This is a genomic window from Saccharothrix stipae (assembly GCF_054781895.1).
Map to the genome: position 1 here is coordinate 1 of NZ_BAAGTN010000017.1, position 24,822 is coordinate 24,822.

Here is a 24,822-nt window from a genome sequence, read left to right on the forward strand (position 1 = left end):
CCCGGCTTCGTCCAGCCTATGGCACCCGAACCCATGTCAAATCGAGCCTCGGTGGGTCGGCGGCGGGGCCGTTGTGGGGGCGTTGTGGGTGGGTTGGGGGTGTGGGTCTCGGTGGTGGGTGGGGGGCCGTTGGGGGGTGGGGGTGGTCCGTTGGGGTGGGGTGTTCGAAGATCAATAGGTCGAAGGTGGTGGGTCGGGAATACGGTGTTGGTCATGGACGCGTTCACGCCTCAGCCACGGCCCTGTTGGATTGCTGGTCACGCCGAGCAGGGCGTCTCAGCCGTGGTGGTTCACCATCCGTTCGACGGGACCGAGGTGGCGTCGGTGGCGGTGCCCGGGCCGGAGCAGGTGGAGCGGGCCGTGGCGGCGGCGGTGGGGGTGGCGAAGGAGTTTCGTCGGATGCCCGCGCACGTGCGGGCGGGGGCGTTGTTGCGGGTTTCGCAGGGGTTGGCCGAGCGGGCCGAGGAGATCGCGGAGACGATCACGGCGGAGAACGGCAAGCCGTTGAAGTGGGCCGAGGTCGAGGTGCAGCGGGCGGTGAACACGTTTCGGTTCGCGGCTGAGGAGGCGCGGCGGTTTACCGGTGACCTGCAGCGGTTGGACACGGATGTGAACGGTGAGGGGCGGTTGGCGGTGGTTCGGCGGGTGCCGCGTGGGCCCGTGCTGGCGGTGGCGCCGTTCAACTTCCCGTTGAACCTGGTGGCGCACAAGGTGGCGCCGGCGTTGGCGGTGGGTGCGCCGGTGATCGTGAAGCCCGCGTCGGCGACGCCGTTGTCGGCGTTGTTGTTGGGTGAGCTGTTGGCGGAGACGGAGTTGCCGGAGGGCGCGTTCTCCGTGCTGCCGGTGCGGGGATCGGACATGAAGGCGCTGGTGACGGACGAGAGGTTGCCCGTCATCTCCTTCACGGGGTCGACGGCGGTGGGGTGGTCGTTGATGGACTCCGCGCCGCGCAAGCACGTGGTGATGGAGTTGGGGTCCAACTCGGCGGCGATCGTGTGCCCGGACTGGACGGACCTGGACTTCGCGGCGTCGAGGATCGCCACGTTCGGCAACTACCAGGGTGGGCAGTCGTGCATCGCGGTGCAGCGGGTGTTGGTGCACCGGGACGTGGCCGAGGAGTTCGTGCCGAGGCTGGTGGCGGCGGTGCGGGGGTTGAAGACCGGGGATCCGCACGACCCCGAGGTGGAGGTCGGGCCGTTGATCGACGAGGACAACGCGCGGCGGGTCGAGGAGTGGGTGGCGGAAGCGGTGGCGGGTGGGGGCGTGCTGCACGTCGGTGGTGGGCGGTCGGGGACGTCGGTGGAGCCCACGGTGGTGCAGGACGTGCCGGTGGAGGCGAAGTTGTGGCACCAGGAGGTGTTCGGGCCGGTGTTGGCGGTGGCCGTGGTCGACTCGGTGGCGGAGGCCTTCGAGCAGGCCAACGCGACGGAGTACGGGTTGCAGGCCGGTGTCTTCACGCGTGACGTCACGGTGGCGTTCGAGGCGGCGGCGGAGTTGGAGGTCGGTGGGGTCATCATCGGCGACGTGCCGTCCTACCGGGCCGACCAGATGCCCTACGGCGGGGTGAAGGGGTCGGGCACCGGGCGGGAAGGGGTGCGGTCGGCGATGGAGGACTTCACCGAGGAGCGCACGTTGGTGCTCACCGGCATCACTCTTTGAGGGCACCCCTGGCGAGCATCAGCAGGCCGTTGACCAGGTCCTCGGTGCCGGAGCCGGTGGCGAGGGCGCGCAGTTTCAGGCCCATCACCATGCCGACCACGGCACTGGCGACCTGGTCGGCGTCCTTCACCCCGATGGACGCCAGGACCGTTTCGGCGAGCTTGTCGTAGGCCGCGAAGCACTCGGCGGCGGCGGCGCGCAGTTCCGGGTCGCGGCCGGCGTGCAGGTAGAGCTCGTAGGGCGCGATGCGCTCGCTGTCGGTGCCGGTCGCCTCGGCGACCTGGCCGACGATCTCGACCACCTGGTCGAGGTCGGCGCACTCGGTGTCGTTCTCGGTCGCCAGTTCGCCGAAGCGCTTGGTCTCCTCGGTGACGAAGTGCCGCAGGCTCTCCCGCAGCAGGTCCTGCTGGGTGGCGAAGTGGTAGGTGACGGAACCGAGCGAGACGCCCGCCTCCTGCGCGATGCGCCGGTTGGTCACGCCCGCGACACCGTCGTCACCGATGATCCGCAGCACGGCCCCGATGATCCGCTGCCTGGTCGTCATGTCGTTCATTCTCCGCCATGGGCTGATCCGCGATACTGTTCGTTCGAACGAACAGTATCGGAGGACACATGCGGGTCTCGGGATCGACCGTGTTGGTGACCGGCGCGACGGGAGGGATCGGGCACTCCATCGCGCGTGAGCTGGCCGGACGTGGGGCGAAGGTGGTGCTGACCGGGCGGAAGGTCGCCGAGCTTGAGCGGCTGGCCGATCAGGTCGGTGGGCGCGCCGTGGCGGCCGATCTGGCCGACGTCGACGGGGTGGCGCGGTTGGTCGCCGAGGTCGGAGCGGTGGACGTGCTGGTGGCCAATGCGGCACTGCCGGCCAACGGGGCGTTGGCGGACTTCACCGCGGAGCAGGTGAAGCGGGCGTTGGCGGTGAACCTGGAGGCGCCGATCGAGCTGGCCCGGGTGCTGGTGCCGTCGATGGTGGCGGCGGGGCACGGGCGCTTGGTGTTCGTCGGGTCGTTGGCGGGCAAGGTGGCGTCGGCCTACGCCTCGCTCTACAACGCGACGAAGTTCGGGCTGCGCGGCTTCGCGCTGGGGTTGCGGGAGGAGCTGCACGGCACCGGGGTGGGCGTGTCGATCGTGCAGCCCGGGTTCGTGCGGGACGCCGGGATGTTCGCCGACACGGGCGCGAAGCCGCCGGCCGGAATGCGGACCGTGTCACCGGAGCAGGTCGCGGTCGGGGTGGTGCGGGCGATCGAGGACGACCGGGCGGAGGTGAACGTGGCTCCGCCGGAACTCCGGGTGGCGAGCGTGCTCGGTGGGGCGTTCCCGGCGTTCTCGTCGGGGTTGCAGCGGCGGTTGTCGAACGACGAGGTGATGCGGCGGATGAGCGCGGCGAACCGGAGCAAGCGATGACCGGCGCCGTGATCCCGCACCCGAAGTGGCGGGTGCCGTTCCTGGGTGACGTGCTCGGCACGAACCCGCGCACGCCGGTGCAGGACACCATGCGGTTGGGGCGGGAGCTCGGGCCCATCTTCACCCGGCGGTTCCTGGACCAGGAGATCGTGTTCGTCGGAGGCGCCGGGCTCGCCGCGGAGCTGGCCGACGAGTCGCGGTTCGCCAAGCACCTGGCGCTGGGCGTGGAGGCGTTGCGGGACGTGGGCGGTGACGGGCTGTTCACCGCGTACAACGAGGAGCCGAACTGGAAGGCGGCGCACGACGTGCTGCTGCCCGCGTTCACGCAGAGCGCCATGCGCGCTTACCACCCGACGATGGTGGACGTGACCGCGCAGCTGGTCGAGCGGTGGGACCGGGGCGGGACCGTCGACGTCTCCGCCGACATGACCAAGCTGACGCTGGAGACCATCGGGCGGGTCGGGTTCGGGTACTCGTTCGAGTCGTTCTCGCGGACCGAGACCCACCCGTTCGTGCGGGCGATGATCGGCTCGTTGCGGTACGCGCAGCGCAAGAACTTCGTGCTGCCGCTGGTGGGCAGGCTGTTCGGGCGTGCGGCGGAGGAGCGCTACCAGCGCGACCTGGCCTACCTGGCCGAGGTGGTGGACGAGGTGGTCCGGGCGCGGCGGGGCTCGGGCGGGTCGGACCTGCTCGGGTTGATGCTGTCCTCGGGCGAGCTGGACGAGGTGAACATCCGCAACCAGGTGATCACCTTCCTGATCGCGGGCCACGAGACGACGTCCGGTGCGCTGTCGTTCGCGCTGTACTACCTGTCGCGGCACCCCGAGGTGGTCGAGAAGGCGCGCGCCGAGGTCGACGCGGTGTGGGGCTCGGCGGACGTCCCGGAGTTCGAGCAGGTCACGAAGCTGCGGTACGTGCGGCGGGTGCTGGACGAGGCGCTGCGGCTGTGGCCGACGGCGCCGGGGTTCGCGCGGGAGGCGCGGTCGGACACCGTGCTGGGCGGGCGGTACCCGATGCGGGCCGGGCAGTGGGCGTTGGTGCTGCTGCCGCTGGTGCACCGGGATCCGGCGGTGTGGGCGTCGCCGGAGGAGTTCGACCCGGACCGGTTCGAGCCGGCGCGGGTGAAGGCGCGGCCGGCGCACGTGTACAAGCCGTTCGGGACCGGGGAGCGGGCGTGCATCGGACGGCAGTTCGCGGTGCACGAGGCGACGTTGGCGCTGGCCACGGTGTTGCGGCGGTACGACCTGGTGGCGTCGGACGACTACCGGTTGCAGGTGGCGGAGATGCTGACGCTGAAGCCGGCGGGGTTCACGGTGACGCCTCGGCGGCGGTGAAGCCCTTGGCGCGGCGGAGGGCTTCGGCGAGGTCGGTGGCCACCGCGGCGGTGTGGCCGTCGGGGCGGACCAGGGCGTCGCCCTCGACGGTGAAGCCGGGGCCGTAGCGGTGGCTGTCGGGGCGGAGTTCGCCGTCGCCGTTGGTGGTCAGGGGCGAGTCGCGGTAGGCGAAGGGCTCGAAGAGCCTGCCGGAGTCGATCCGGTCGGTAAGGCCGTTCGCGAGGACGTGGTGGCGGTACGCGCGTTCGGCCTCGGTCCGGGGCACCAGGAAGCGCATGGTGTCACCGGTGATGCGGAGGTTCTCGTCGGCGGCGGCGGCGCGTTCCCGGTGGTAGGAGTCGAGCAGGTGCGGGCCCGCGTCGCCCGCCCGGTCGAGGGCGATCTTCCACGCGGCGTTGTCGGCGTCGCAGATCCCCGAGTTGAGGCCCCTGGCGCCGAACGGGCTCATCACGTGCGCGGCGTCGCCCGCCAGCAGGACGTTCCCGACGCGGAAGCTCGTCGCACGGCGTTGGTGGAAGCGGTAGGTGGACTGCCAGAGCACCTCGTACGGGCGGTCGCCGGTGATGGCGCGGATGTGGTCCGCGGTGAGTTCGAAGCCTTCGGGCACCTGCCAGTCGATGCGGTGGACGCCGTCCGGTTGCGGGTGCACGAGGACCTGGCGGCCGGGGATGCCCGGCAGCGGCGGGTCGAAGTAGAAGCGGCGCTCCGGCTCGGGGTGGCCCAGGTCGACCCGGATGTCGGCGATGACGAACCGGTCGGTGAACGAGTGGCCCTCGAACGGGATGCCGAGCAGGTCGCGGACGGTGGAGTGGGCGCCGTCGGCGGCGACGCAGTGCGTGCCCTCGAACGTGCCGCGGGTGGTTTCGACGGTGATCGGGTCGGTCCGGACGCGCTCGACCCGGTGGCCGTAGCGGAGGTCGATCAGGGGGTTGGCCTGCGCTTTCGCGTGCAGGATGTGCTCTACGGTCGTTTGGGGGGTGTTGACGAAGGGCGGGAAGCCGCCCTCGGCGTGCGGGAGTTCGAGGGTGAGCACCTCGCGGTCGCGGTAGTAGGTCCGGCCCCGGTACCAGGTGACGCCGGCGTCCACGACGGCTCGGCCGACGCCGACGCGTTCGAGGACGTTCAGCACGTCCCGGTGGACGCAGATGGACCGGCTGCCGATCGCTTCGCGGCGGGCGGAGGCCTCCAGGACGGTCGTCGGCACGCCGGCGCGGGCCAGCAGGAGCGCGGCGGTCAGACCCACCGGACCCGCGCCGACCACCAGCACCGGTGTCATCGCGCGACCGAGGTCATTGCAGGGCCGCCCACACCTCGCGGTCCCGCTCGGCGGTCCAGATCCGGGGCCAGTCCACGCCGTCGCACTCGTCCCAGTACCGCTGCACGTCGAACGGCAGGCAGTGCTCGAAGATCGGCCACCCGCCGTAGCGCGGGGCCAGGGCGGTGTGCGCGGCCTCGAACGCGTCCTTCACCGTGCCGCCGCTCATGTGCACCGTGCCGACCGTGCGGCGCAGCGTGTTCAGGAAGTGCCGCGACTGGGCGATGGCCACGTCGACCTCGGTCCGGTCGCGGGCGGGCGCGCCGCGTCCGCCGACGAGCTGCTCGGCGCCCAGGGCGGCGACCCGGTCGAGCGTGGACGTGGCCCACTCGTCGTGGAACGCGTCGCCGGTGTAGAGGGCGGCCCGCGACTCGACCAGGTCACCGGCGAACAGGATGCGCTGCTGCGGCAGCCAGGCCACGATGTCGCCCGCGGTGTGGCCGCGGCCGCAGAAGCGCAGCTCCAGCTCGCCCCGGTCGCCGCCGAGCGGGATGGTGAGGCGGTCGGAGAACGTGACCGTCGGCCAGGTGAGGCCGGGGATGCCCGCGGGTTCCTCGAACAGCCGGGGCATCCGGCCGTACTCGCTGAGCCAGTCCTGCCTGCCCCGTTCGGCGATCAACGCCCTGGTGTTCTCGTGCGCGATGATCTCGGCGGCGTCGAACGCGCTCGCACCCAGCGTGCGGACCGCGTGGTAGTGGCTCAGCACCAGGTGGCGGACGGGTTTGTCGGTGCGCTCGCGGAGCAGGTCGAGCCAGCGGCGGGCGGCCTTCGGCGTGGCGCGGGCCTCGATGCAGACCAGGAAGTCCTCGCCCTCGATCGCGCCGACGTTCGGGTCGCCCCCGGCGGTGAGGGTGTAGACGCCGTCGGCGAGTTCGACGAACCGCTCGTCCTCGGGTTCGAGGTCGGCGCTGGACGCGAACGGCTTCGTGGCCACACGACCCACCATAGGGCGATCAGGTCGACTTGACCTCCACGATCGGCAGCCGCAGCGCGCCGGGGGCCTCGGCCGGGACGGCGGGGTTCCTCGGCGCCACCGGTGCGACTCGCCGGTAGCCCGCGGCCTGCTCCGGGCGCTGATCCGGCTCGCCCTTGTTGGGCCACACCGAGAACGCGCGCTCGGCCTGCGCGGTGATGGTGAGCGACGGGTTCACGCCCAGGTTCGCCGAGATCGCCGCGCCGTCGACCACGGACAGGCCCGGGTAGCCGTAGACCCGGTGGTAGGGGTCGATGACGCCGCTCTCCGGGTCCGAGCCGATCGGGCAGCCGCCGATGAAGTGCGCGGTCAGCGGGATGTTGAACAGCTCGCCCCAGGTGCCGCCCGGGATGCCGTCGATGTGCTCGGCCGCGCGCACGTTCGCCTCGTGACCGGCCTCGATGAACGTCGGGTTCGGCTGACCGTGCCCCTGCTTCGAGGTGAGCTTGCGGCCGAACAGGCCCTTCTTGGTGAACGTGGTGATGGAGTTGTCCAGGCTCTGCATCACCAGCAGGATCACCGTCCGCTCGCTCCACCGGTGCACCGACATGAGCCGGGCCAGCCGCAGCGGGTGGCGGACCGCCTGGGACAGGAACTGCAGGATGCGCGGCGTGGCCTTCGCGCCGTCGGTGGCCAGCGTCTGGAGCAGCCCCATGGCGTTGCTGCCCTTGCCGTAGCGCACCGGCTCGATGTGGGTCTGCTCGTCCGGGTGGATGGACGACGTGATCGCCACGCCCTGGCTGAAGTTGCGCTCCTCGTCCACGGTGAACCGGGCCGCGCCGATGATCGACTCGGAGTTCGTCCTGGTCAGCTCGCCGAGCTTGGGCGAGAGCCGCGGCAGCGCGCCGTCGGCCTTCATCCGGTGCAGCAACTGCTGGGTGCCCCAGGTGCCCGCGGCCAGCACGACCTGGCCCGCGGTGATCGTGCGACGGCCCTTGCGCAGCTTGCCGCCGGTCCGGCGGGTGCCGACCGCCCACGTGCCGTCCGGCGCCTGGCGCAGGTCGGTGACGGTGGTCAGCGGCAGCACCCGCGCGCCGTTGCGCTCGGCCAGGTAGAGGTAGTTCTTGACCAGGGTGTTCTTCGCGCCGACCCGGCAGCCGGACATGCACGCGCCGCACTGCGTGCAGCCGGTCCGGCTCGGGCCCGCGCCGCCGAAGTACGGGTCCTCGGCGCGCTTGCCCGGCTCGCCGAAGAACACGCCGACCGGCGTCGGGTGGTAGCTGTCGGCGACGCCCATGTCCTCGGCGACGCGTTGCATCACCACGTCCGACGGCGTGGTGGTCGGGTTCTCCACCACGCCCAGCATCCGGCTCGCCTGGTCGTAGAACGGGGCGAGCTCGGCCTCCCAGTCGGTGATGTGCGCCCACTGCCGGTCGGAGTAGAACGGCTTGAGCGGCCGGTAGAGCGTGTTCGCGTACACCAGCGACCCGCCGCCGACACCCGACCCGGCCAGGATCATCACGCTGCGCAGGGCGTGGATGCGCTGGATGCCGTAGCAGCCCAGCGCCGGTGCCCACAGGTAGCGCCGCAGGTCCCAGGACGTCTCGGCGAACTCGTCGTCGGCGAACCGGCGGCCGGCCTCGACGACGGCCACCCGGTAGCCCTTCTCGGTGAGCCGGAGCGCGGCGACGCTGCCGCCGAAGCCCGACCCCACCACCACGACGTCGTAGTCGGTGTTGTTACCGGCGAGTTCACCCATGCCTGGCAGATTAGGCGTAACTTCCGGTAACAGGCTAGTGCTCGTTCCGCCCGGGCGTCGGCGAGCGCGAAAAAGCCCCCGCCTGGAGCAGGGGCTTGATCGGGTGCTTCCTAGCCCCTGATCGTGAGGCCGACCTTCTGGAACTCCTTCAGGTCCGAGTAGCCGGTCTTGGCCATCGCCCGGCGCAGCGAGCCGAACAGGTTCGTCACGCCGCGCGGGTCCACCGACGGGCCGAACAGCAGCTTGCGCAGGTCCACGACCTGGTCCACACCGGTGGACACGTGGCTGCGCGGCACCGACGGGTGGGCCGACGCCGCAGTCCAGTACAGGCCCTGGCCCGGCGCCTCGGACGCCGCCGCCAGCGGCTCGCCCAGCATCACCGCGTCCGCGCCGCAGGCGATCGACTTCGCGATGTCGCCGCTGGTCAGCGCGCCGCCGTCGGCGATCACGTGCACGTACCGGCCACCGGTCTCGTCCAGGTAGTCCCGTCGGGCCGCGGCGGCGTCGGCGATGGCGGTGGCCATCGGCACGCCGATGCCGAGCACCGAGTCCGTCGTGGTCACGCCCGGCGTGTAGCCGTAGCCGACGATCACGCCCGCCGCGCCCGTGCGCATCAGGTGCATCGCGGTCCGGTAGTCGCCGACGCCACCCGCGATCACCGGGATGTCGAGGTCCGCGATGAACGACTTCAGGTTCAGCGGCTCGCCGTCGCGGGAGACGTGCTCGGCGGAGATGATCGTGCCCTGCACGACCAGGATCTCCACGCCGGCCGCCAGCAGGTCCGGGGTCAGCTCGGCCGCCCGCTGCGGGCTGACCCGCACCGCGACCGTGACACCGGACTCGCGCACCTGCTTGATCGCCTCGGCGATCAGGTCCATCCGCACCGGCTCGGCGTGCAGCTCCTGGAGCACCCGGACCGGCGCGGCCGGGTCGTCGGTGTCCTCCACGGCCTGCACCAGCCGGAACAGGGCCTCTTCCACGTCACCGTGCCGAGCCCACAGGCCCTCCGCGTTGAGGACGCCCAGCCCGCCCAGCTCGCCGATGGCGACCGCCGTGCCCGGCGACACGATCGCGTCCGTCGGGTGGGTGATCAGCGGGATCTCGAACCGGTAGGCGTCGATCTGCCACGCCGTCGAGACGTCCTTCGAGGACCGGGTCCTCCGGGACGGGATGATCTCGAGGTCGTCCAGCTCGTAGGCCCGCCTCGCGGTCCGGCCCATGCCGATCTCGACCAGATCGCGCACCTTTGTCGTCCTTCCGTGGAGCTGATGAACCTGAGGGGAACCAGCGGAACCTGGGCACACTAGCCCAGGCGGAGCCGATTCAGCGGGTCGTGTAGTTCGGTGCTTCGACGGTCATGGTGATGTCGTGCGGGTGGCTCTCCTTGAGCCCGGCCGCCGTGATCCGCACCAGCTGCTTCTGCTGGAGGTCGGCGACGGACCTGGAGCCGGTGTACCCCATGGCCGCGCGCAGGCCGCCCACCAGCTGGTGCACCACCGTCGACAACGGCCCGCGGAACGGCGTGCGGCCCTCGATGCCCTCGGGCACCAGCTTGTCCTCGGACAGCACGTCGTCCTGGAAGTAGCGGTCCTTCGAGTACGACTTGCCCTCGCCGCGGCCCTGGAGCGCGGCCAGCGAGCCCATGCCCCGGTAGGTCTTGAACTGCTTGCCGTTGACCAGCACCAGCTCGCCCGGCGCCTCGGCGGTGCCCGCCAGCAGGCTGCCGAGCATGACCGCGCTCGCACCGGCCGCGATGGCCTTGGCGATGTCGCCCGAGTACTGGATGCCGCCGTCGCCGATCACCGGCACGCCCGCGGGCGCGCAGGCCAGGCCGGCCTCGTAGATCGCGGTGATCTGCGGCACGCCGACGCCCGCGACCACGCGCGTGGTGCAGATCGAGCCGGGGCCGACGCCGACCTTCACGCCGTCCGCGCCCGCGTCCACCAGCGCCTGGGCGCCCGCGCGGGTGGCGACGTTGCCGCCGACCACGTCGACCTCCTCGCCCAGCTCCTTCTTCACCCGGGCGACCATCTCCAGCACGTTGCGCTGGTGGCCGTGCGCGGTGTCGACCATGATCACGTCGACGCCCGCCTCGGCCAGCGCCATCGCCCGCGCGAAGCTGTCCTCGCCGACGCCGATCGCGGCGGCGCACAGCAGCCTGCCGTCCGGGTCCTTCGAGGCGTTCGGGTACTGCTCGGTCTTGACGAAGTCCTTGACCGTGATCAGGCCGCGCAGCTTGCCGTCGCCGTCCACGATCGGCAGCTTCTCCACCTTGTGCCTGCGCAGCAGACCCAGCGCGGCCTCCGCCGACACGCCGACCTGGGCGGTGACCAGCGGGCCCTTGGTCATCACCTCGCTGACCTTGCGCGAGTGGTCGACCTCGAACCGCATGTCCCGGTTGGTGATGATGCCGACGAGCTTGCCGCTGGTGTCGGTGACCGGCACACCGGAGATCCGGTAGCGCGCGCACAGCTCGTCCACGTGGCGGATCGTGTCGTCGGGGGTGCAGGTGACGGGGTCGCTCACCATGCCCGCCTCGGACCGCTTCACGGTCTCCACCTGGCGGGCCTGCTCCTCCAGCGACAGGTTGCGGTGCAGCACGCCGATACCGCCCTGGCGGGCCATCGAGATGGCCATCCGCCCCTCGGTCACGGTGTCCATCGCGGCCGAGGCCAGCGGGACGCGCAGGGTGATGTTGCGCGACAGCTTGGTGCTGGTGTCCACGCCGCTCGGGACGATCTCGGACTCGGCGGGCAGCAGCAGTACGTCGTCGAAGGTCAGTCCCAGCATGGCGAACTTGGGCGGGACTCCGTCAGCGTTGAGCTCGCTGGTCATGGCGGCTGGCTTGCCTTCCGTAGTACGGCGATCCCGCCGCCGCGGATCGGTTCCACGCAGCGGCGATGGGTTCAGGTCATGGTATCTGGACGTGGTCGGGGGTCCGCCCGGTACCGTGCGGGGTCGTGCCGCACGACGCGTTGCCACCAGACCCGTTCGCGGGCGACCCGGAGGACCCGGCCCGGGTGCTCGGCGAACCCGACCACGACCACGACCACCCGCCGATGGACGACGCCGAGCGGGCCGAGCTGATCGGCGACCTCAGCGACCTCGCCGTGTACCAGGCCCTCCTGGATCCCCGTGGCGTCAGAGGGATCGTGGTGGACTGCGGCGAGTGCGAGGAGCCGCACTACCACGACTGGGCGCTGCTGCGGTCGAGCCTGGAGCAGCTGCTGTCCGACGGCCGGATGCGCCCGCACGAGCCCGCGTACGACCCGGACCCGGCGGCCTACGTCAGCTGGGAGTACTGCCGCGGCTACGCCGACGGGGTCACCGCGACCGAGAGCGCCCGCTGAAGGTGTGACGAAGCCCGCCCCCGGTGCGAGGGCGGGCTTCGTCACAAGCGCGTTCGGCGGCGTCAGCTCTCCGGCGTCTGCCGGCTGCCGTCGGAGGTGTCCGGCACCGACTCGCCCCGGGTCTCGCCGGCCGGCGACTCACCCGAGGTGGGTGGCGGCGGCTGCGCCGTGCCGTCCGTGGTCGGGACCGTCGTCGTGGTGGTCGTCGGCACGGTCGTCGTGGTCGGCTCCGGCGTCGTCGACAGCGTGAGCGACGGCACGCTGGCCGAGGTCGACGGCAACGCGTGCGTCGTGGACGGGTCGACGGTCGTCGGCGTGTTCGGCGACGGGGTGGTGCTGGTCAGCTCCTGCAAGAGCGACTCGTGCTTCTGGGCCAGGTCGTGCTTGCCGTCGTCCGGCGAGACCGACGGCAGGATCTCGCCCGCCGCGATCAGCGCGTCGCGCGCCTCGCTGTACCGGCCGTCGCGCAGCGCGGCGCGGGCGGTGTCGAGGTCGTCGCGAACCGCGACGGCGGCTTCCACCGACCGTGCGTGCTCGGAGTAGAGGACCCTGGTCAGGCCCCAGAGCGCGTCGCCCGGCTGGGCGTCCCGCGCGACCAGGCTCATCCCGGTGAACGCGATCGCCAGCACCGCGGCGGCGCTCGCGAGGGGGATGAGGAAGCGGTGCCTGCCCCGCGGCTGGGGGCGGGCGGCGGCGATCGTGGCCACCGCGGTGTCGGTGTCGACCAACTCGCCCATCGGCGGGCTGTCGACCTCGTGCCGCCAGGCCAGCAGCAGCGCGTTCAGCTCGTCGTCCACGAGCGACCCGGACGGCTCGCCGTCACGCCCGCCCAGCGCGTCCAGCAGCGCGTCGTCAGCCCGGATGCCCGCGAGGTCGTCCCCCGGCCGCACCCCGGTGTCGTCCGCGCCGGTGTCGTCCACCCCGATGTCGTCCACCAGCGCGTCGTCCACCAGGGTGTCTTCAGACTGCGGCGGTCTCTCATCTCGTCCGCGCACGACTTCTCCGTTGCCCTTCTCGTGCTGGTCAGCCACTCAGACCACCTCCTCCGCTGCCAACGTCTTGCGAAGGCGGGCCAGGGCGCGGTGTTGCGCCACCCGTACCGCGCCCGGCGTGGAGCCGACCGCGTCGGCGGTCTCTTCGGCCGACAGGCCGACGACCACGCGAAGCAGCAGGATCTCCCGCTGCTTCTCCGGCAGGACCTTGAGGAGCACCGCCATCCGCTCCGACAGCTCGCCCTGCATGGCGCGCTGTTCGGGGCCGGCCTCCGTCTCGGGGGCGTCAGGAACCTCCGGGACCGGTTCCGACCGGTTCCGGGCTGCGGAGCGATGCGCGTCGGCCACCTTGTGCGCGGCGATCCCGTAGACGAACGCCAAGAACGGCCGACCCTGGTCGCGATAGCTGGGCAGGGCCGTCAGCACCGCGAGACACACCTCCTGGGCCACGTCGTCCGCCGAGGCGAACGACCTCTCCTGCCTTCCGACTCTGGCGCGGCAGTACCGCACCACGAGGGGTCGGATGGATGCCAGGAGCCGCTCGATCGCGAGGCGGTCGCCATCGACGGCTGCGCCCACTTCGGCGTCCAGTCCGTCCCCCAAGTTGGTCATCGCAGACAACTGCCCTGGTGTTACGCGTAGGCGTACCGACAAAGAACAGCACGGGACGATCGACGTCGCCCGTACTGGTGATGCTCACCGTACCGGTCGCCCGGTCGGATGTTCGGCAATGGGGTCCAGATGAGGTCTTTGGACCTCACCTGACCGGCCGACACGCGGTGAACGCACGACGGCCCGGTGACGGCGTGCGTCACCGGGCCGGGCTGGAGGGAGGAGTGCCGGTGCGACCCGCCTGACGAGTCGGACGAGCCTGTGTCGCCCGACGTGACCGACGGACCTGTCCCGAGCCTTGAGTCGTGCACCACGGGAGCCCTGGAGCGCTCTGGGCGCCCCGGGGGTGTCCCGCGGGTGTCAGGAGACGAGACCGCGCCGGAAGCCGTGCGCGACGGCTTGGGCCCGGTCGCGGACGCCGAGCTTGCGGAACAAGCGCCGGGCGTGCGTCTTCACCGTGTCCTCGGACAGGTAGAGCTCGCGCCCGATCTGCCCGTTGCTCTTGCCCTGGCTCATCCCGCGCAGCACCTGGAGCTCGCGCTCGGTGAGCTGGACGCCCGGGTCCGACGGCTGGCGCGGCGCGGGCACGCTGGTGCTCGCGCCGCGCCAGCGCGGCGACCAGCTCGGGACGCGAGGCGTCCCAGCGCAGGTAGCCGCGGGCTCCGCCGGCGATCGCGGCGGCGATGCTGCCCGCGTCGTCCGGTGCGCCGAAGACGATGACGTTTGCCTGCGGGTTGGCCGAGACGAGTCGCCGGGTCGCTTCGACCCCGGTCGGGACGGCGCGCTGGGTGCCAACCAGTACGACGTCGACCGGCTGCCGAGAGAACCGAGCCAACAACTCGTCACCGTGCGCTACGCAGTCGATGCGGCTAACCCCTGGGACAGCCGACATCACGCGGGTGAGACCCTCCCGCACACTGCGCCGGTCGTCGCAAATAAGGACCGTGGTCACGGGGACTCCTTCCTGCAGCCGAGTGACGTTCCACATCCCCTATCGGACGCTAGAGGCCGAACCTTGACACGATCCGGTGCTTAATCCGTCAAGAAGTTCGTCTGAGCGTCTGCGTTCGGGGGTTCCCCGGAACGGAGCAGCGAAGTCGGGATCCACGGCGAGAGGTCCGCGAGCCGGCGGGCGGTCGGGTCGGCTCTGCGCAACACGCAGCTCAGAGCGTTTTCCGCGCGTTCCTTCACGTTTTCCGTGCCCGCAATAGTGCGGTCTGCCTGGGCGTTTGCCAGCACAAGCGCCGTCGGCCAGGACAACGAGAAAAGCCCTCGGCGGTCAGTGTGATTTAGGTCACACAGTAGCAGACCGACCCCTCGGTCGACGCTTTCGGGTGTCCCCCGTACCACCAACGCGGTCCCCAGGACGAGGTCGGACTTGAGGATGTGTCGCGTTGCGCCGGCCGCACGGGCGGTCGCCGCGGCCTCCTCGGCCGGGTGCACCGCCTGCTCGGCGTGACCACCGGCCAACGCGATCTCGGCGGCCAGCCACCGGTGCCGCACCCGGCTGCGCCAACCGTGCGGCTCGACGCTCGCGTGCAGTCGCCGCGCCTCGGCGAGCCGACCGGCGCCGATCGCGTCGGCGGCGAGCCCCAGCAGGGCGTCGGTCCGGGCACCGGCGGCGTCGACGTCGTCCTGGTCGGCGCGTCCGCCTTCGGGCGCCAGCGCCAACGCCCGGCCGTCGAGCACCCGTGCCGCCGCGTGGCCGCCCAGCTGGCGCCGGTGCGACGCGAGCGTCGAAGCCGCCAACGACCCGAACAGCCCACCGCCCGCGATCAACCCGCCGAGCACCGAAGCCGCCGCCGCGTAGTGCCCCTGACCGCCCAGGACGACCGCCGCCAACCACCGCTCCCGCACCCCGCCGGCCAACGCCGCCCACACCTCGGCCTCGGGTCGATCCCCGAACGCCGCCTCCCGCAACTCCGACAACCCGCCCGCCCCCTCGTGAGTCCAACCTCCAGCCCGCGCGTGTCCTACCTCCAGAACGCGCGTGTCCTACGTTCAGAACAGCCGTGTCCTACGTTCAGGACACCCGAGTTCAACGCCCAGGTCAGCAGACGGCGCGTTCGACGGCGTCCGCGGCCGAGGCGAGGCTGTTGATCCGCTCCGCGGGCTGCGGCACGACGCCGCGCTCCCAGCCCGGTCCCCCGGCGAACACCCGGACCTGCTGACGCGTCCTCGGCAACGCCGTCACCACACCCGGATCGGCGTAGCGCGGCAGCTGCGCCCACAGCACCACGGCGGCCGGCGCGGTCCGCCGGACCGCCGAGGCCAGCGCGTCCGCCGGCAGCGCCGCGCCCAGCTGCCGGACACCGACGCCGCGCTGCGCCAACACCGCCGCCAACGGGTACAGCGGCAGCTCGTGCCGCTCGTCCGGCATGCACGCCAGCAGCACGGGCCGGTGGTTGCGCGGGCTCGTCACGATCGGCGTCGCGCGCACCACGGCGGCCAGCACACAGCCCTCCACCAGGTGCGACACCTCCACACCGGTCCCCGACTGCTCCCACCTCGCCTCGATCGCGGCCATCACCGGCCGCACCACCTCGTCCCACGTCGCGATCACGCCGTCGGCCTCGATCGCGTCGGCCAGCAGCGCCTGCACCGCCGCCGAGTCCAGCGCCAGCGCCGCCCGACCCACGCCCCTGGCCCGCTGGTTCGCCGACTGCAACCTCAACCCGCGCCCGCCGGCCGCCGCGGACCCGCCGTCCAGCTCACCGCCGGTCAACGACGTGGGCACGACCGCCAGCGGGGCGCGGACCTGGCCCGCGAGGGCGTACTTGGCCGCCTCGGCGGACGACGCACCGCGCAGCAGGGCCCGCTGCATCAGCTCCAGCCGCGCCACGTCCGGCGGCGCGTACTTGCGGTGTCGCCCGGTTGTGTGATCACTGGGTCCGAGGCCGTACCGGCGGTCCCAGGTGCGCAGGGTGGCCGGCGCGACGCCGAGCCGCCGGGCGACGGCGGCCACCGACAGGGTCACCGAGTGCGCTGGATCGTCCTCTGCCGCAACGGTTTCCCGTTCGCCTTCCGGCACGGTCCCGGTGTGGTCGGGGGGCGTCATCACGCTGACATCGTCCGTTCACCAGGCGTCACCGGCAACTCCGGGTTTGAACGCCAATCGATCACCCATCGTATGAATTGCCGGCAAAAGCCGTCGCACCCCCTTGAACAAGTATTGGCGCGGTTCTACGGTGGATCATCGTTAAGCCGAATGGAGCAGTTCTCGTCCATGGGCCAAGGAGGCGGTCTCGATGGCGGACACCCGAAGGCTTCCCGGTCCCAACGCGGATCTGTGGGACTGGCAGATGCGCGGCTCGTGCCGCGGGATGGACAGCGCGTTCTTCTTCCACCCGGACGGGGAGCGCGGACCTGCGCGGGCTCGGCGGGAGGCGCGGGCGAAGGCCGTGTGCCTGTCGTGCCCGGTGCTGGAGATGTGCCGGCGGCACGCCTTGGCGGTCCAAGAGCCCTACGGGATCTGGGGCGGTCTCTCGGAGTCCGAGCGGGACAGCATCATCAAGGCGCGCAAGAGGCAGTTGACGCCTGCCTGAGGCCGCACGCGCGGGAGGGGCGGCACCTCGTGGGTGCCGCCCCTCCCGTTCGCACTGCGAAGCACCGGCCGAGCCGGTCGCCCGTCAGTGGCCGTGACCGTGCCCGTGACCGGCGCCGCCGGCGGCGGTCTCCTCTTCCTTCTTCTCCACGACGGCGCTCTCGGTGGTGAGCACCATGCGGGCGATGGAAGCGGCGTTGGTGACCGCGGACCGGGTCACCTTCACCGGGTCGATGATCCCGGCTTCGAGCAGGTCGCCGTAGACGAGGGTCGCGGCGTTGAGGCCGAAGCCCCACTCCTGCTCGCGCACCTTGTTCACCACGACCGCGCCTTCGAGACCCGCGTTCGCGGCGATCCAGAACAGCGCCGAGCCCAGGGCCTCGCGGACGATCGCGACACCGGTCGCCTCGTCACCGGACAGGCCGAGGCCGCCGTCGAGCACCTTGGCCGCGTGCACCAGCGCCGAACCGCCGCCGGGCACGATGCCCTCCTCGACCGCCGCCTTGGTCGCGTTCACCGCGTCCTCGATGCGGTGCTTGCGCTCCTTCAGCTCGGTCTCGGTGGCCGCGCCGACCTTGATCACCGCGATGCCGCCGGACAGCTTGGCCAGCCGCTCCTGCAGCTTCTCGCGGTCCCAGTCGGAGTCGGTGGACTCGATCTCGCGGCGCAGCTGCTCCGCGCGACCGGCCACGTCGGCCTTGGTGCCGCCGCCGTCGACGATGGTCGTGTTGTCCTTGGACACGACGACCCGCCGGGCCGAGCCCAGCACGTCGAGGTTGGCCTCGGACAGCTTCAGGCCGACCTCGGCCGCGATGACCTGCGCGCCGGTGACGGTGGCCAGGTCGTCCAGGAACGCCTTGCGGCGGTCGCCGAAGTACGGCGCCTTGACCGCGACCACGCGCAGCGTCTTGCGCAGGGCGTTGACCACCAGGGTGGACAGCGCCTCGCCCTCGACGTCCTCGGCGATGATGACCAGCGGCTTGCCGGCCTCGGCGACCTTCTCCAGGATCGGGAGCAGGTCGGCCAGCGCCGAGATCTTCTCGCGGTGCAGCAGGATGCGGGCGTCCTCGAACACCGTCTCCTGGGCTTCGAGGTCGGTGGCGAAGTGCGCCGACACGTAACCCTTGTCGAACTGCACGCCCTCGGTGATCTGGAGCTCGGTGGCCATCGAGGAGGACTCCTCGACGGTGATCACACCGTCCTCGCCGACCTTCTCGATGGCTTCGCCGAGCAGGGCGCCGATGGACTCGTCGCGGGACGAGACGGTGCCGACCTGGGCGATGTTGTCGCGGCCCTTGACCGGGGTGGCCTTGGCCTTGAGGGCGTCCACGACGGCCTCGGCCGCGGCCTGGATGCCGACGCCGAGCGACATCGGGTTCGCGCCGGCGGCGACGTTGCGCAGGCCGACCCGGACCATGGCCTGGGCCAGCACGGTCGCGGTCGTCGTGCCGTCGCCCGCCACGTCGTTGGTCTTGGTGGCGACGCTCTTGGCCAGCTGCGCGCCGAGGTTCTCGAACGCGTCGTCCAGCTCGATCTCACGGGCGATGGTCACGCCGTCGTTGGTGACGGTGGGCCCGCCGAACTTCTTGTCCAGCACGACGTGCCTGCCGCGCGGGCCGAGGGTCACCTTGACCGTGTCCGCGAGCTTGTTCACACCGCGCTCAAGGGCCCGACGAGCGTCCTCGTCGAAGCTGATCTGCTTGGGCATTGCTTACCTCTCTTGATGCGAAACGCCCCGGGAGCCCCGGGGAGGGGTTCGCCGGGGCGTGTTGCGTGTCAGCCGAGCGTCAGTTGATGACGGCCAGCACGTCGCGGGCGGAGAGGATGAGGTACTCCTCGCCGTTGTACTTGACCTCGGTGCCGCCGTACTTGGAGTAGATGACGACGTCGCCGACAGCCACGTCCACGGGGACGCGGTTGCCCTTGTCGTCGATCCGGCCGGGGCCGACCGCGAGGACCTTGCCCTCCTGGGGCTTCTCCTTCGCGGTGTCCGGGATCACGAGGCCGGAAGCGGTCGTGGTCTCGGCCTCGCTGGCCTGGACGACGATCTTGTCCTCGAGCGGCTTGATGTTCACGCTCACCGGGCTGACCTCCACGGTCGTCGAAAGCGTTGGCAGGTTGCGTTTACGGCTCCTGCCACCCCGCCGTCGCGGGGGTCGGGGCGGTTGCTGGTGCCGTGCATCTAGCACTCTACCCATGCGAGTGCCAACGCTTCAACGGCCCCCCGCTACCGGGCGGGTGAAGTCGTCCACTCGTGTAACACCGGCGTTCACCTGGTCGCCAACCTGGTCGACAACGGTGTCCCGCATGACCACGGTGACCCGACGTTCCCTGCTCATCGGCGGTGCGGCCGGTGTGGCGCTCGCGACCACCGGCGCGGGCTTCGCGAAGCTCGACAACCCGTTCACCCTCGGCGTCGCCTCGGGCGACCCCAGCTCCGACGGCATGGTGCTCTGGACGCGCCTGGCGCCCCGGCCGCTCGACGAGAACGGCCTCGGCGGCATGCCGAACCGGGTCGTCCCGGTGCACTGGGAGCTGGCCGAGGACGAGCGCTTCCGGCGCGTGGTGCGGCGGGGCGTGCGGGTGGCCCGCCCCGAGTCCGCGCACAGCGTGCACGTGGAGACCTTCGGCCTGCGCCCCGGCCGCGAGTACTTCTACCGGTTCCGGGTCGACGGTCACGTCTCCCCCGTCGGCCGCACCCGCACCACGCCCGAGCCGTGGGTGCTGGGACAGGACCTGACCATGTGCTTCGCGTCGTGCTCGCACTTCGGCGAGGGCTACTTCACCGCCTACCGGCGGCTCGCCGAGGACCACCCGGACGTGGTGCTGCACCTGGGCGACTACCAGTACGAGTACGCGGCCAAGGCGGCGGACGTGCGCACCGTGCTCGGCCCGGAGACCCGCACGCTGGACGACTACCGGCTCCGGCACGCCCAGTACAAGACCGACGAGGACCTCCAGCTCGCGCACGCGGTGGCGCCGTGGCTGGTGATCTGGGACGACCACGAGACCGAGAACAACTGGGCCGACGAGGTGCCCGAGCAGCCGGACCCGAACTTCCTCGACCGGCGCGCGGCGGCGTTCCAGGCCTACTACGAGAACATGCCGCTGCGGCGCGGCGCGCGGCCCAACGGCATCGACATGCGGCTGTTCCGGCGGGTCCAGTGGGGCGGGCTGGTCAACTTCCACATGCTCGACACCCGCCAGTACCGCGACGACCAGGCGTGCGGCGACGGGTGGAAGACGTGCACCGAGGCCGGGCTGCCCACCCGCACCATCACCGGCGCCGAGCAGGAGGAGTGGCTGCTCGACGGGTTCCGCCGGTCGCGGGCGCGCTGGGACGTGCTCGGCCAGCAGGTGTTCTTCGCCGAGCGCGACCGCAAGGACGGGCCGGACAAGGAGCTGTCCATGGACTCGTGGGACGGCTACCTGGCCTCCCGCGACCGGGTCACCCGCGGCTGGGTGGACGCCAAGGTCCGCAACGCGGTCGTGCTGACCGGTGACGTGCACGCGGCCTACGCCGCCGACATCAAGGCCGACTGGAACGACCCGGCGTCGTCGCGCACCGTCGGCACCGAGCTGGTGTGCACGTCGGTGACCTCCGGCGGCGACGGCAACGACACCGTCGACCAGGTGCAGCTGCGGCTGAACCCGCACATCAAGCTGCACAGCAGGCGGCGCGGGTACGTGCGGACGAAGTTCACCGCGGGCGAGATGCGGGCCGACTTCCGCGCGCTGCCGTACGTGCGCACGGCCGGGGCCGAGGCGACCACGCTCAAGTCGTTCGTGGTCGAGGACCGCAACCCCGGCCTGCACTCCATTTGATCGGCTGAGTTTCATCAGCCAGGTGTGACCAGCCGGGTGTGATCAGCCGCGCAGGACGTTGATCAGGGCGGTCCAGCCGTCCTTGCCGTGCCCCGCCGCGATGGCGCGGTCGTAGAGGGACTGGACCGCCCTGGGCAGCCCGGCGTCGATGCCGGCGGACTCGCTCGCGCCCACGACGTGCGCCGCGGTGGCGCCCATCATGGTCACGTCGGCCAGGGCGCCGGGGTGCTCGCCGGAGTCGATCTGCCGCGCGGTCTCCTCCACGTACATCGACAGGGTGGAGAGGTTGTCGGCCAGGTAGGGCGCGTACCGCTCGGCCGTGAAGCCCGCCGACTTCACCAGGGCGATGCCGTGCAGCATCGCGGCCAGCGACGTGAGGAAGACGTCGAGCTGCGCCTGGTACAGCAGCTGCGCCAGGGTGTGGTCCTCGCCCATGTAGTCGGGCCTGCCGATCGCCGCGAGGGTGTCGGCGTGCTGCTCGAACACCTCGCGCGGGCCGCTGTAGAAGACGTACGCGGCCGGGTGGCCGACCATCTCCGCGTTCGCCATCACGCCGCCGACCAGCAGCTCCGCGCCCCGTTCGGCGAGCCACGCGGCGGCCTTGAGGGTCTTGTCCGGCGTCTCGGAGCTGAGGTTGACCACGACGCGGCCGGCCAGGTCGACGCCGTCGAGGATGTCGTGCATGGCGGCGTAGTCGGTGAGGCTGAGGATCAGCAGCCGGTTCGCGGCCACGGCGTCGGCGGCGGTGGCGGCGCGGGTGGCCCCGAGGGCGACGACGGCGTCGGCACGGGCGGCGGTGCGGTTCCAGACCGTGGTGGGGTGGCCTGCGCCGAGGAACTTCGCGACCATGGCCTGGCCCATCGGGCCGAGGCCGATCACGGTCAACGGGGTCTTGTCAGTCATGTGTTCTTCACTCCTTCGTGTGATCTCCACGGTGGCTGGGGGCGCGCACGGTTCGCTGCGGGTCCGCTGGGGGTCGCCCGTGCGCGGGCCGGTTACGGTCCGGGCGTGAGATTCGGGGTGTTGGGGCCGCTCGCGGTGTGGACCGAGGGCGGTGAGGTCGTCCGGGTGCCGGAGGCCAAGGTCCGGCTGCTGCTGGCGGACCTGCTCGCGCACGAGGGGCGCCCGGTGTCGGCGGACCGGTTGGCGTTCGACCTGTGGGGCGACGAGCCGCCCGGCAACCCGGTGAACACCCTCCAGACCAAGGTCTCGCAGCTGCGGCGGGCGTTGGGGGCGGCCGAGCCGGGTGGCCGTGAGCTGGTCGCGCACGGGCCGGCCGGGTACGCGGTGCGGGTGGACTCGTCCACCTTGGACGTGCTGCGGTTCCGGGAGCTGGTGGCGGCCGGGCGGTCCGGCGAGGCGTTGGCGTTGTGGCGGGGCGAGCCGCTGGAGGAGTTCGCCGACGCGCCGTTCCTGGCACCGGTGGCGGCGCGGTGGGCCGAGGAGCGGTTGGCGGCGCTGGAGGAGTTCGCCGAGGTCGAATCAGGTGACGTGGACCCGGCCGTCGAGGCGGACCTGGCTGCCGAGGTGGCGCGGCACCCGTTGCGCGAACGTTTGCGCGGGTTGCACATGCGTGCCCTCTACCGCGCCGGGCGGCAGGTGGAGGCGTTGGAGAGCTACGCCGAGCTGCGGCGGCTGCTGGCCGAGGGGCAGGGGCTGGAGCCCGGCCCGGAGCTGGCCGCCCTGCACCGCGCGATCCTCGGGCACGACCCGGCGCTCGGTCCGGTCGCCGCGGCGCGCACGAACCTGCCGGTGCCGGTGGCGGACCTGGTCGGGCGGGACGAGGCGGTCCGGGACCTGTGCGACCTGCCCCGGGACGCCCGGCTGGTGACGCTCACCGGTCCCGGTGGCGTCGGCAAGACCAGCCTGGCCCTGGAGGTCGCCCGTCGGGTGTCGGCCGCGGACGGGGTGTGGCTGGTCGAGCTGGCCGGTGTCGAGCTGGCCGGTGCCGCCCGGGCCGAGCAGGTGGCGGGCGCGGTGGCCGACGTGCTCGGCGTGCGCGAGGACGCGTCCCTGGTGGAGGCGTTGCGCGGGCGGGACGTGCTGCTGGTGCTGGACAACTGCGAGCGGTTGGTCGACCCGGTCGCCGCGCTGGTCTCCCGGCTGCTGCGGTCCGCGCCCGGGCTGCGCGTGCTCGCCACCAGCCAGGAGCCGCTCGGCCTGGCGTTCGAGACGGTGTGGGCCGTGCCGCCGCTGGACGTGGCGAGCGCCGTCACGTTGTTCGCAGCGCGCGCTGCGGCCGCCGCTCCCGGCTTCGCGCTGACGCCGGACAACGCGCCGGTGGTCGAGGCGATCTGCCGGCGGCTGGACGGGCTGCCGCTGGCGTTGGAGCTGGCCGCGACGCGCGTGCGCGGCCTGGGCGTGACCGCCCTGCTCGATCGGCTGGACGACCGGTTCCGGCTGCTGGCCACCGGGCACCGGGACGCGCCGGCCCGGCAGCGCACCCTGCGCGCGATGATCGACTGGAGCTGGGACCTCCTCGGTGACGCCGAGCGGGTCGTGCTGCGGCGGCTGGCCGTGCATGTGGACGGGTGCGCGTTGGACGCCGCCGAGGCCGTGTGCGCGGGTGGCGCCGTGGCGGCGGACGAGGTGCTGGACGTGGTGACCCGCCTGGTCGACCGGTCGTTGGTGGTCGCGCCCGAGCACGGTGGCGAGCCGCGGTTCCGGTTGTTGGAGTCGGTCGCCGACTACGGGCGGGAGCGGCTGCGCGAGGCGGGCGAGTTCGAGGACGTGCGGCGCCGGCACGCGGAGTTCTACCTGGGGTTGGCCGAACGGGCCGACCCGGAGTTGCGCACGGCGCGGCAGCTGGGGTGGCTGCGGCGGCTGGATGCCGACACCGCGAACCTGCGGGCCGCGCACGAGGCGTTGGGACCGGCCGGCGCGGCCCGGTTGACCGGCGCGTTGACCTGGTACTGGTTCCTGCGCGGGCGGTTGCGGGAGGCGCGGCGGCTGATGACCGCGACCGATCCGGTGACGGTGGCGTGGCGGGTCGGGTTCGGGGTGCTGCTGGGTGAGGCGGTCGACGCGGCCGCGGTGTCCGCGGTATCCGGCACACAGGACATTGCGGATTGTCTACAACGGGCTCGGGCTCGGTGGTTCCTGGGTTACGTGTTGTCGACCGTAGGCGACATGCCGACCGCCGAGAGGCTGACCGACCAGGCGTTGGAGGCGTTCGAGGAGCTGGGTGACGAGTGGGGCGTGGCCGCCGCGCACAGCGACCGGGTGAGCCAGGCCCTGGCCCGCGGTCGGGTGGACGAGGCGCGCGCGTCGGCGTCGCGGTCCGCCGAGCTGTTCACCGCGTCGGGCGAGCGGTGGGGGCAGTTGAAGGCGTCGTTCGGGCTGGGGGTGCTCGCGCAGCTGGCCGGTGACAACGAGCGGGCCGAGGCCGTGCACCGGGACGGGCTGCGGGTGGCCGAGGAGCTGCGGTCGTGGCCGGAGGTGTCGTACAAGCTGTCCTGGCTCGGGCGGGTCGCGTTGACCGACGGTGACTACGGGAAGGCGCGTGAGCTGCACGAACAGGCTCGTCGTGCGGCGGCCGAGCACGGGTTCAGGCCGGGTGAGGTGTACGCGGAGACGGGGTTGGCGCTGGGCGCGCGGCGGGAAGGGCGGCTGGACGCGGCGGAGGCGCACTGGGACCGGCTGCGGTCGTGGCACCGGCAGGTCGGGTTCGAGGCGAGCGGGACGTTGATGTTGGCCGAGCTGGGGTTCGTGGCCGAGCTGCGGGGTGACGTGGAGCGGGCGTCGGCGCTGCACTCGGAGGGGTTGGCGTTGGCCCGGCAGGTGGGCGACCCGCGGGCGATCGCGTTGGGGTTGGAGGGGATGGCGGGCGCTCGGGCGCTGGCGGGTGACGCCGCGCAGGCGGCGCGGTTGCTGGGCGCGGCGACGGCGGCACGGGCGTCGGTGGGCGTGCCGCTGCCCGCCGGTGAGCGCGGCGACGTCGACCGCATCGCCGCCGCGGCCCGTGCGGTGTTGGGCGCCGAGGAGTACGCGACCGCCTTCGCCACCGGCCACGCCGAAGGGCTGACCGCGACGCCTCGCGAGTCGAACCCCCACGTCTCGCGAGTCGAACGTTCAGGTACCCCGAATTCAACCTCCAGGTCCGGTCCGAGCTGACG

20 protein-coding genes and 1 pseudogene are annotated in these 24,822 nt (G+C 72.0%); 7 read left to right on the top strand and 14 right to left on the bottom strand.

Features of this window, described 5'->3' with window-relative positions; genetic code table 11:
- Positions 1-213: 213 nt before the first annotated feature.
- The gene (locus ACYVLT_RS27860) at positions 214-1,659 is read left to right on the top strand and encodes an aldehyde dehydrogenase family protein (protein ID WP_461123179.1); all 1,446 of its coding nucleotides are present in this window, start codon (positions 214-216) and stop codon (positions 1,657-1,659) included.
- Here the strand turns inward: ACYVLT_RS27860 and ACYVLT_RS27865 are convergent.
- Entirely contained in the window at positions 1,649-2,203 is a 555-nt protein-coding gene (locus ACYVLT_RS27865; RefSeq protein ID WP_461123180.1) for a TetR/AcrR family transcriptional regulator, read from the bottom strand. The two genes, ACYVLT_RS27860 and ACYVLT_RS27865, sit on opposite strands and share 11 nt — an antisense overlap.
- Before the next feature lie 68 nt (positions 2,204-2,271).
- Between ACYVLT_RS27865 and ACYVLT_RS27870 the strand changes: the two genes are divergently transcribed.
- Positions 2,272-3,063: an SDR family NAD(P)-dependent oxidoreductase gene (locus tag ACYVLT_RS27870; protein ID WP_461123181.1), complete on the top strand. Its 792-nt coding sequence runs from the start codon at positions 2,272-2,274 to the stop codon at positions 3,061-3,063.
- Complete coding sequence (locus ACYVLT_RS27875) at positions 3,060-4,397, top strand: cytochrome P450 (protein WP_461123182.1); 1,338 nt, start codon at positions 3,060-3,062, stop codon at positions 4,395-4,397. Before ACYVLT_RS27870 ends, ACYVLT_RS27875 begins: the two co-directional genes overlap by 4 nt.
- Here ACYVLT_RS27875 and ACYVLT_RS27880 read toward each other — a convergent pair.
- The 5 genes from ACYVLT_RS27880 to guaB all read right to left on the bottom strand — a co-directional run bounded on the left by ACYVLT_RS27880 (position 4,372) and on the right by guaB (position 11,219).
- Positions 4,372-5,673 (bottom strand): FAD-dependent monooxygenase, encoded by a 1,302-nt coding sequence (locus ACYVLT_RS27880; protein WP_461123183.1) that lies wholly within the window; start codon positions 5,671-5,673, stop codon positions 4,372-4,374. The two genes, ACYVLT_RS27875 and ACYVLT_RS27880, sit on opposite strands and share 26 nt — an antisense overlap.
- Positions 5,674-5,686: 13 nt before the next feature.
- The gene (locus tag ACYVLT_RS27885) at positions 5,687-6,646 is read right to left on the bottom strand and encodes an MBL fold metallo-hydrolase (RefSeq protein ID WP_461123184.1); all 960 of its coding nucleotides are present in this window, start codon (positions 6,644-6,646) and stop codon (positions 5,687-5,689) included.
- A 19-nt stretch (positions 6,647-6,665) separates the two neighbouring features.
- Positions 6,666-8,384: an FAD-dependent oxidoreductase gene (locus ACYVLT_RS27890; RefSeq protein WP_461123185.1), complete on the bottom strand. Its 1,719-nt coding sequence runs from the start codon at positions 8,382-8,384 to the stop codon at positions 6,666-6,668.
- 110 nt (positions 8,385-8,494) lie between these two features.
- Complete coding sequence (locus ACYVLT_RS27895; protein ID WP_461123186.1) at positions 8,495-9,628, bottom strand: GuaB3 family IMP dehydrogenase-related protein; 1,134 nt, start codon at positions 9,626-9,628, stop codon at positions 8,495-8,497.
- A 79-nt stretch (positions 9,629-9,707) separates the two neighbouring features.
- Positions 9,708-11,219 (bottom strand): IMP dehydrogenase, encoded by a 1,512-nt coding sequence (gene guaB / locus ACYVLT_RS27900; RefSeq protein ID WP_360464410.1) that lies wholly within the window; start codon positions 11,217-11,219, stop codon positions 9,708-9,710.
- Between the two features lie 65 nt (positions 11,220-11,284).
- On the opposite strand from guaB, the gene ACYVLT_RS27905 reads away from it, so the two are divergent.
- Complete coding sequence (locus tag ACYVLT_RS27905) at positions 11,285-11,734, top strand: DUF5319 domain-containing protein (protein ID WP_461123187.1); 450 nt, start codon at positions 11,285-11,287, stop codon at positions 11,732-11,734.
- 62 nt (positions 11,735-11,796) lie between these two features.
- Here ACYVLT_RS27905 and ACYVLT_RS27910 read toward each other — a convergent pair whose 3' ends face one another.
- The 5 genes and pseudogenes from ACYVLT_RS27910 to ACYVLT_RS27930 form a co-directional block, all read right to left on the bottom strand.
- Positions 11,797-12,765: an anti-sigma-D factor RsdA gene (locus ACYVLT_RS27910; protein ID WP_461123188.1), complete on the bottom strand. Its 969-nt coding sequence runs from the start codon at positions 12,763-12,765 to the stop codon at positions 11,797-11,799.
- Complete coding sequence (locus ACYVLT_RS27915; protein WP_360464418.1) at positions 12,766-13,338, bottom strand: sigma-70 family RNA polymerase sigma factor; 573 nt, start codon at positions 13,336-13,338, stop codon at positions 12,766-12,768.
- Positions 13,339-13,698: 360 nt separating this feature from the next.
- Positions 13,699-14,290: pseudogene (locus ACYVLT_RS27920) on the bottom strand (response regulator transcription factor).
- Between the two features lie 80 nt (positions 14,291-14,370).
- Positions 14,371-15,180, bottom strand: coding sequence for a hypothetical protein (locus tag ACYVLT_RS27925; protein ID WP_461123189.1), 810 nt, complete (start codon positions 15,178-15,180; stop codon positions 14,371-14,373).
- A 208-nt stretch (positions 15,181-15,388) separates the two neighbouring features.
- A complete protein-coding gene (locus tag ACYVLT_RS27930; protein ID WP_461124140.1) occupies positions 15,389-16,396 on the bottom strand; it encodes a MerR family transcriptional regulator in 1,008 nt (335 codons plus the stop codon).
- A gap of 190 nt (positions 16,397-16,586) precedes the next feature.
- Between ACYVLT_RS27930 and ACYVLT_RS27935 the strand changes: the two genes are divergently transcribed.
- Positions 16,587-16,883 carry a WhiB family transcriptional regulator gene (locus tag ACYVLT_RS27935; protein ID WP_033428626.1) on the top strand — a complete coding sequence of 99 codons (297 nt, stop codon included), beginning with the start codon at positions 16,587-16,589 and terminating at the stop codon, positions 16,881-16,883.
- An 84-nt stretch (positions 16,884-16,967) separates the two neighbouring features.
- Here ACYVLT_RS27935 and groL read toward each other — a convergent pair whose 3' ends face one another.
- Together groL and groES are read right to left on the bottom strand one after the other, a co-directional pair.
- A complete protein-coding gene (groL, locus tag ACYVLT_RS27940; protein ID WP_461123190.1) occupies positions 16,968-18,590 on the bottom strand; it encodes a chaperonin GroEL in 1,623 nt (540 codons plus the stop codon).
- 79 nt (positions 18,591-18,669) lie between these two features.
- The gene (gene groES, locus ACYVLT_RS27945) at positions 18,670-18,963 is read right to left on the bottom strand and encodes a co-chaperone GroES (protein ID WP_033428811.1); all 294 of its coding nucleotides are present in this window, start codon (positions 18,961-18,963) and stop codon (positions 18,670-18,672) included.
- 226 nt (positions 18,964-19,189) lie between these two features.
- Between groES and ACYVLT_RS27950 the strand changes: the two genes are divergently transcribed.
- On the top strand, positions 19,190-20,707 hold the full coding sequence (locus ACYVLT_RS27950) for an alkaline phosphatase D family protein (protein ID WP_461123191.1): 1,518 nt from the start codon (positions 19,190-19,192) through the stop codon (positions 20,705-20,707).
- Positions 20,708-20,749: 42 nt separating this feature from the next.
- On the opposite strand, the gene ACYVLT_RS27955 is transcribed toward ACYVLT_RS27950, so the two are convergent.
- Positions 20,750-21,610 carry an NAD(P)-dependent oxidoreductase gene (locus tag ACYVLT_RS27955; protein WP_461123192.1) on the bottom strand — a complete coding sequence of 287 codons (861 nt, stop codon included), beginning with the start codon at positions 21,608-21,610 and terminating at the stop codon, positions 20,750-20,752.
- Positions 21,611-21,715: 105 nt separating this feature from the next.
- Between ACYVLT_RS27955 and ACYVLT_RS27960 the strand changes: the two genes are divergently transcribed.
- Positions 21,716-24,820 carry a BTAD domain-containing putative transcriptional regulator gene (locus ACYVLT_RS27960; RefSeq protein WP_461123193.1) on the top strand — a complete coding sequence of 1,035 codons (3,105 nt, stop codon included), beginning with the start codon at positions 21,716-21,718 and terminating at the stop codon, positions 24,818-24,820.
- The last annotated feature ends 2 nt before the right edge of the window (positions 24,821-24,822 follow it).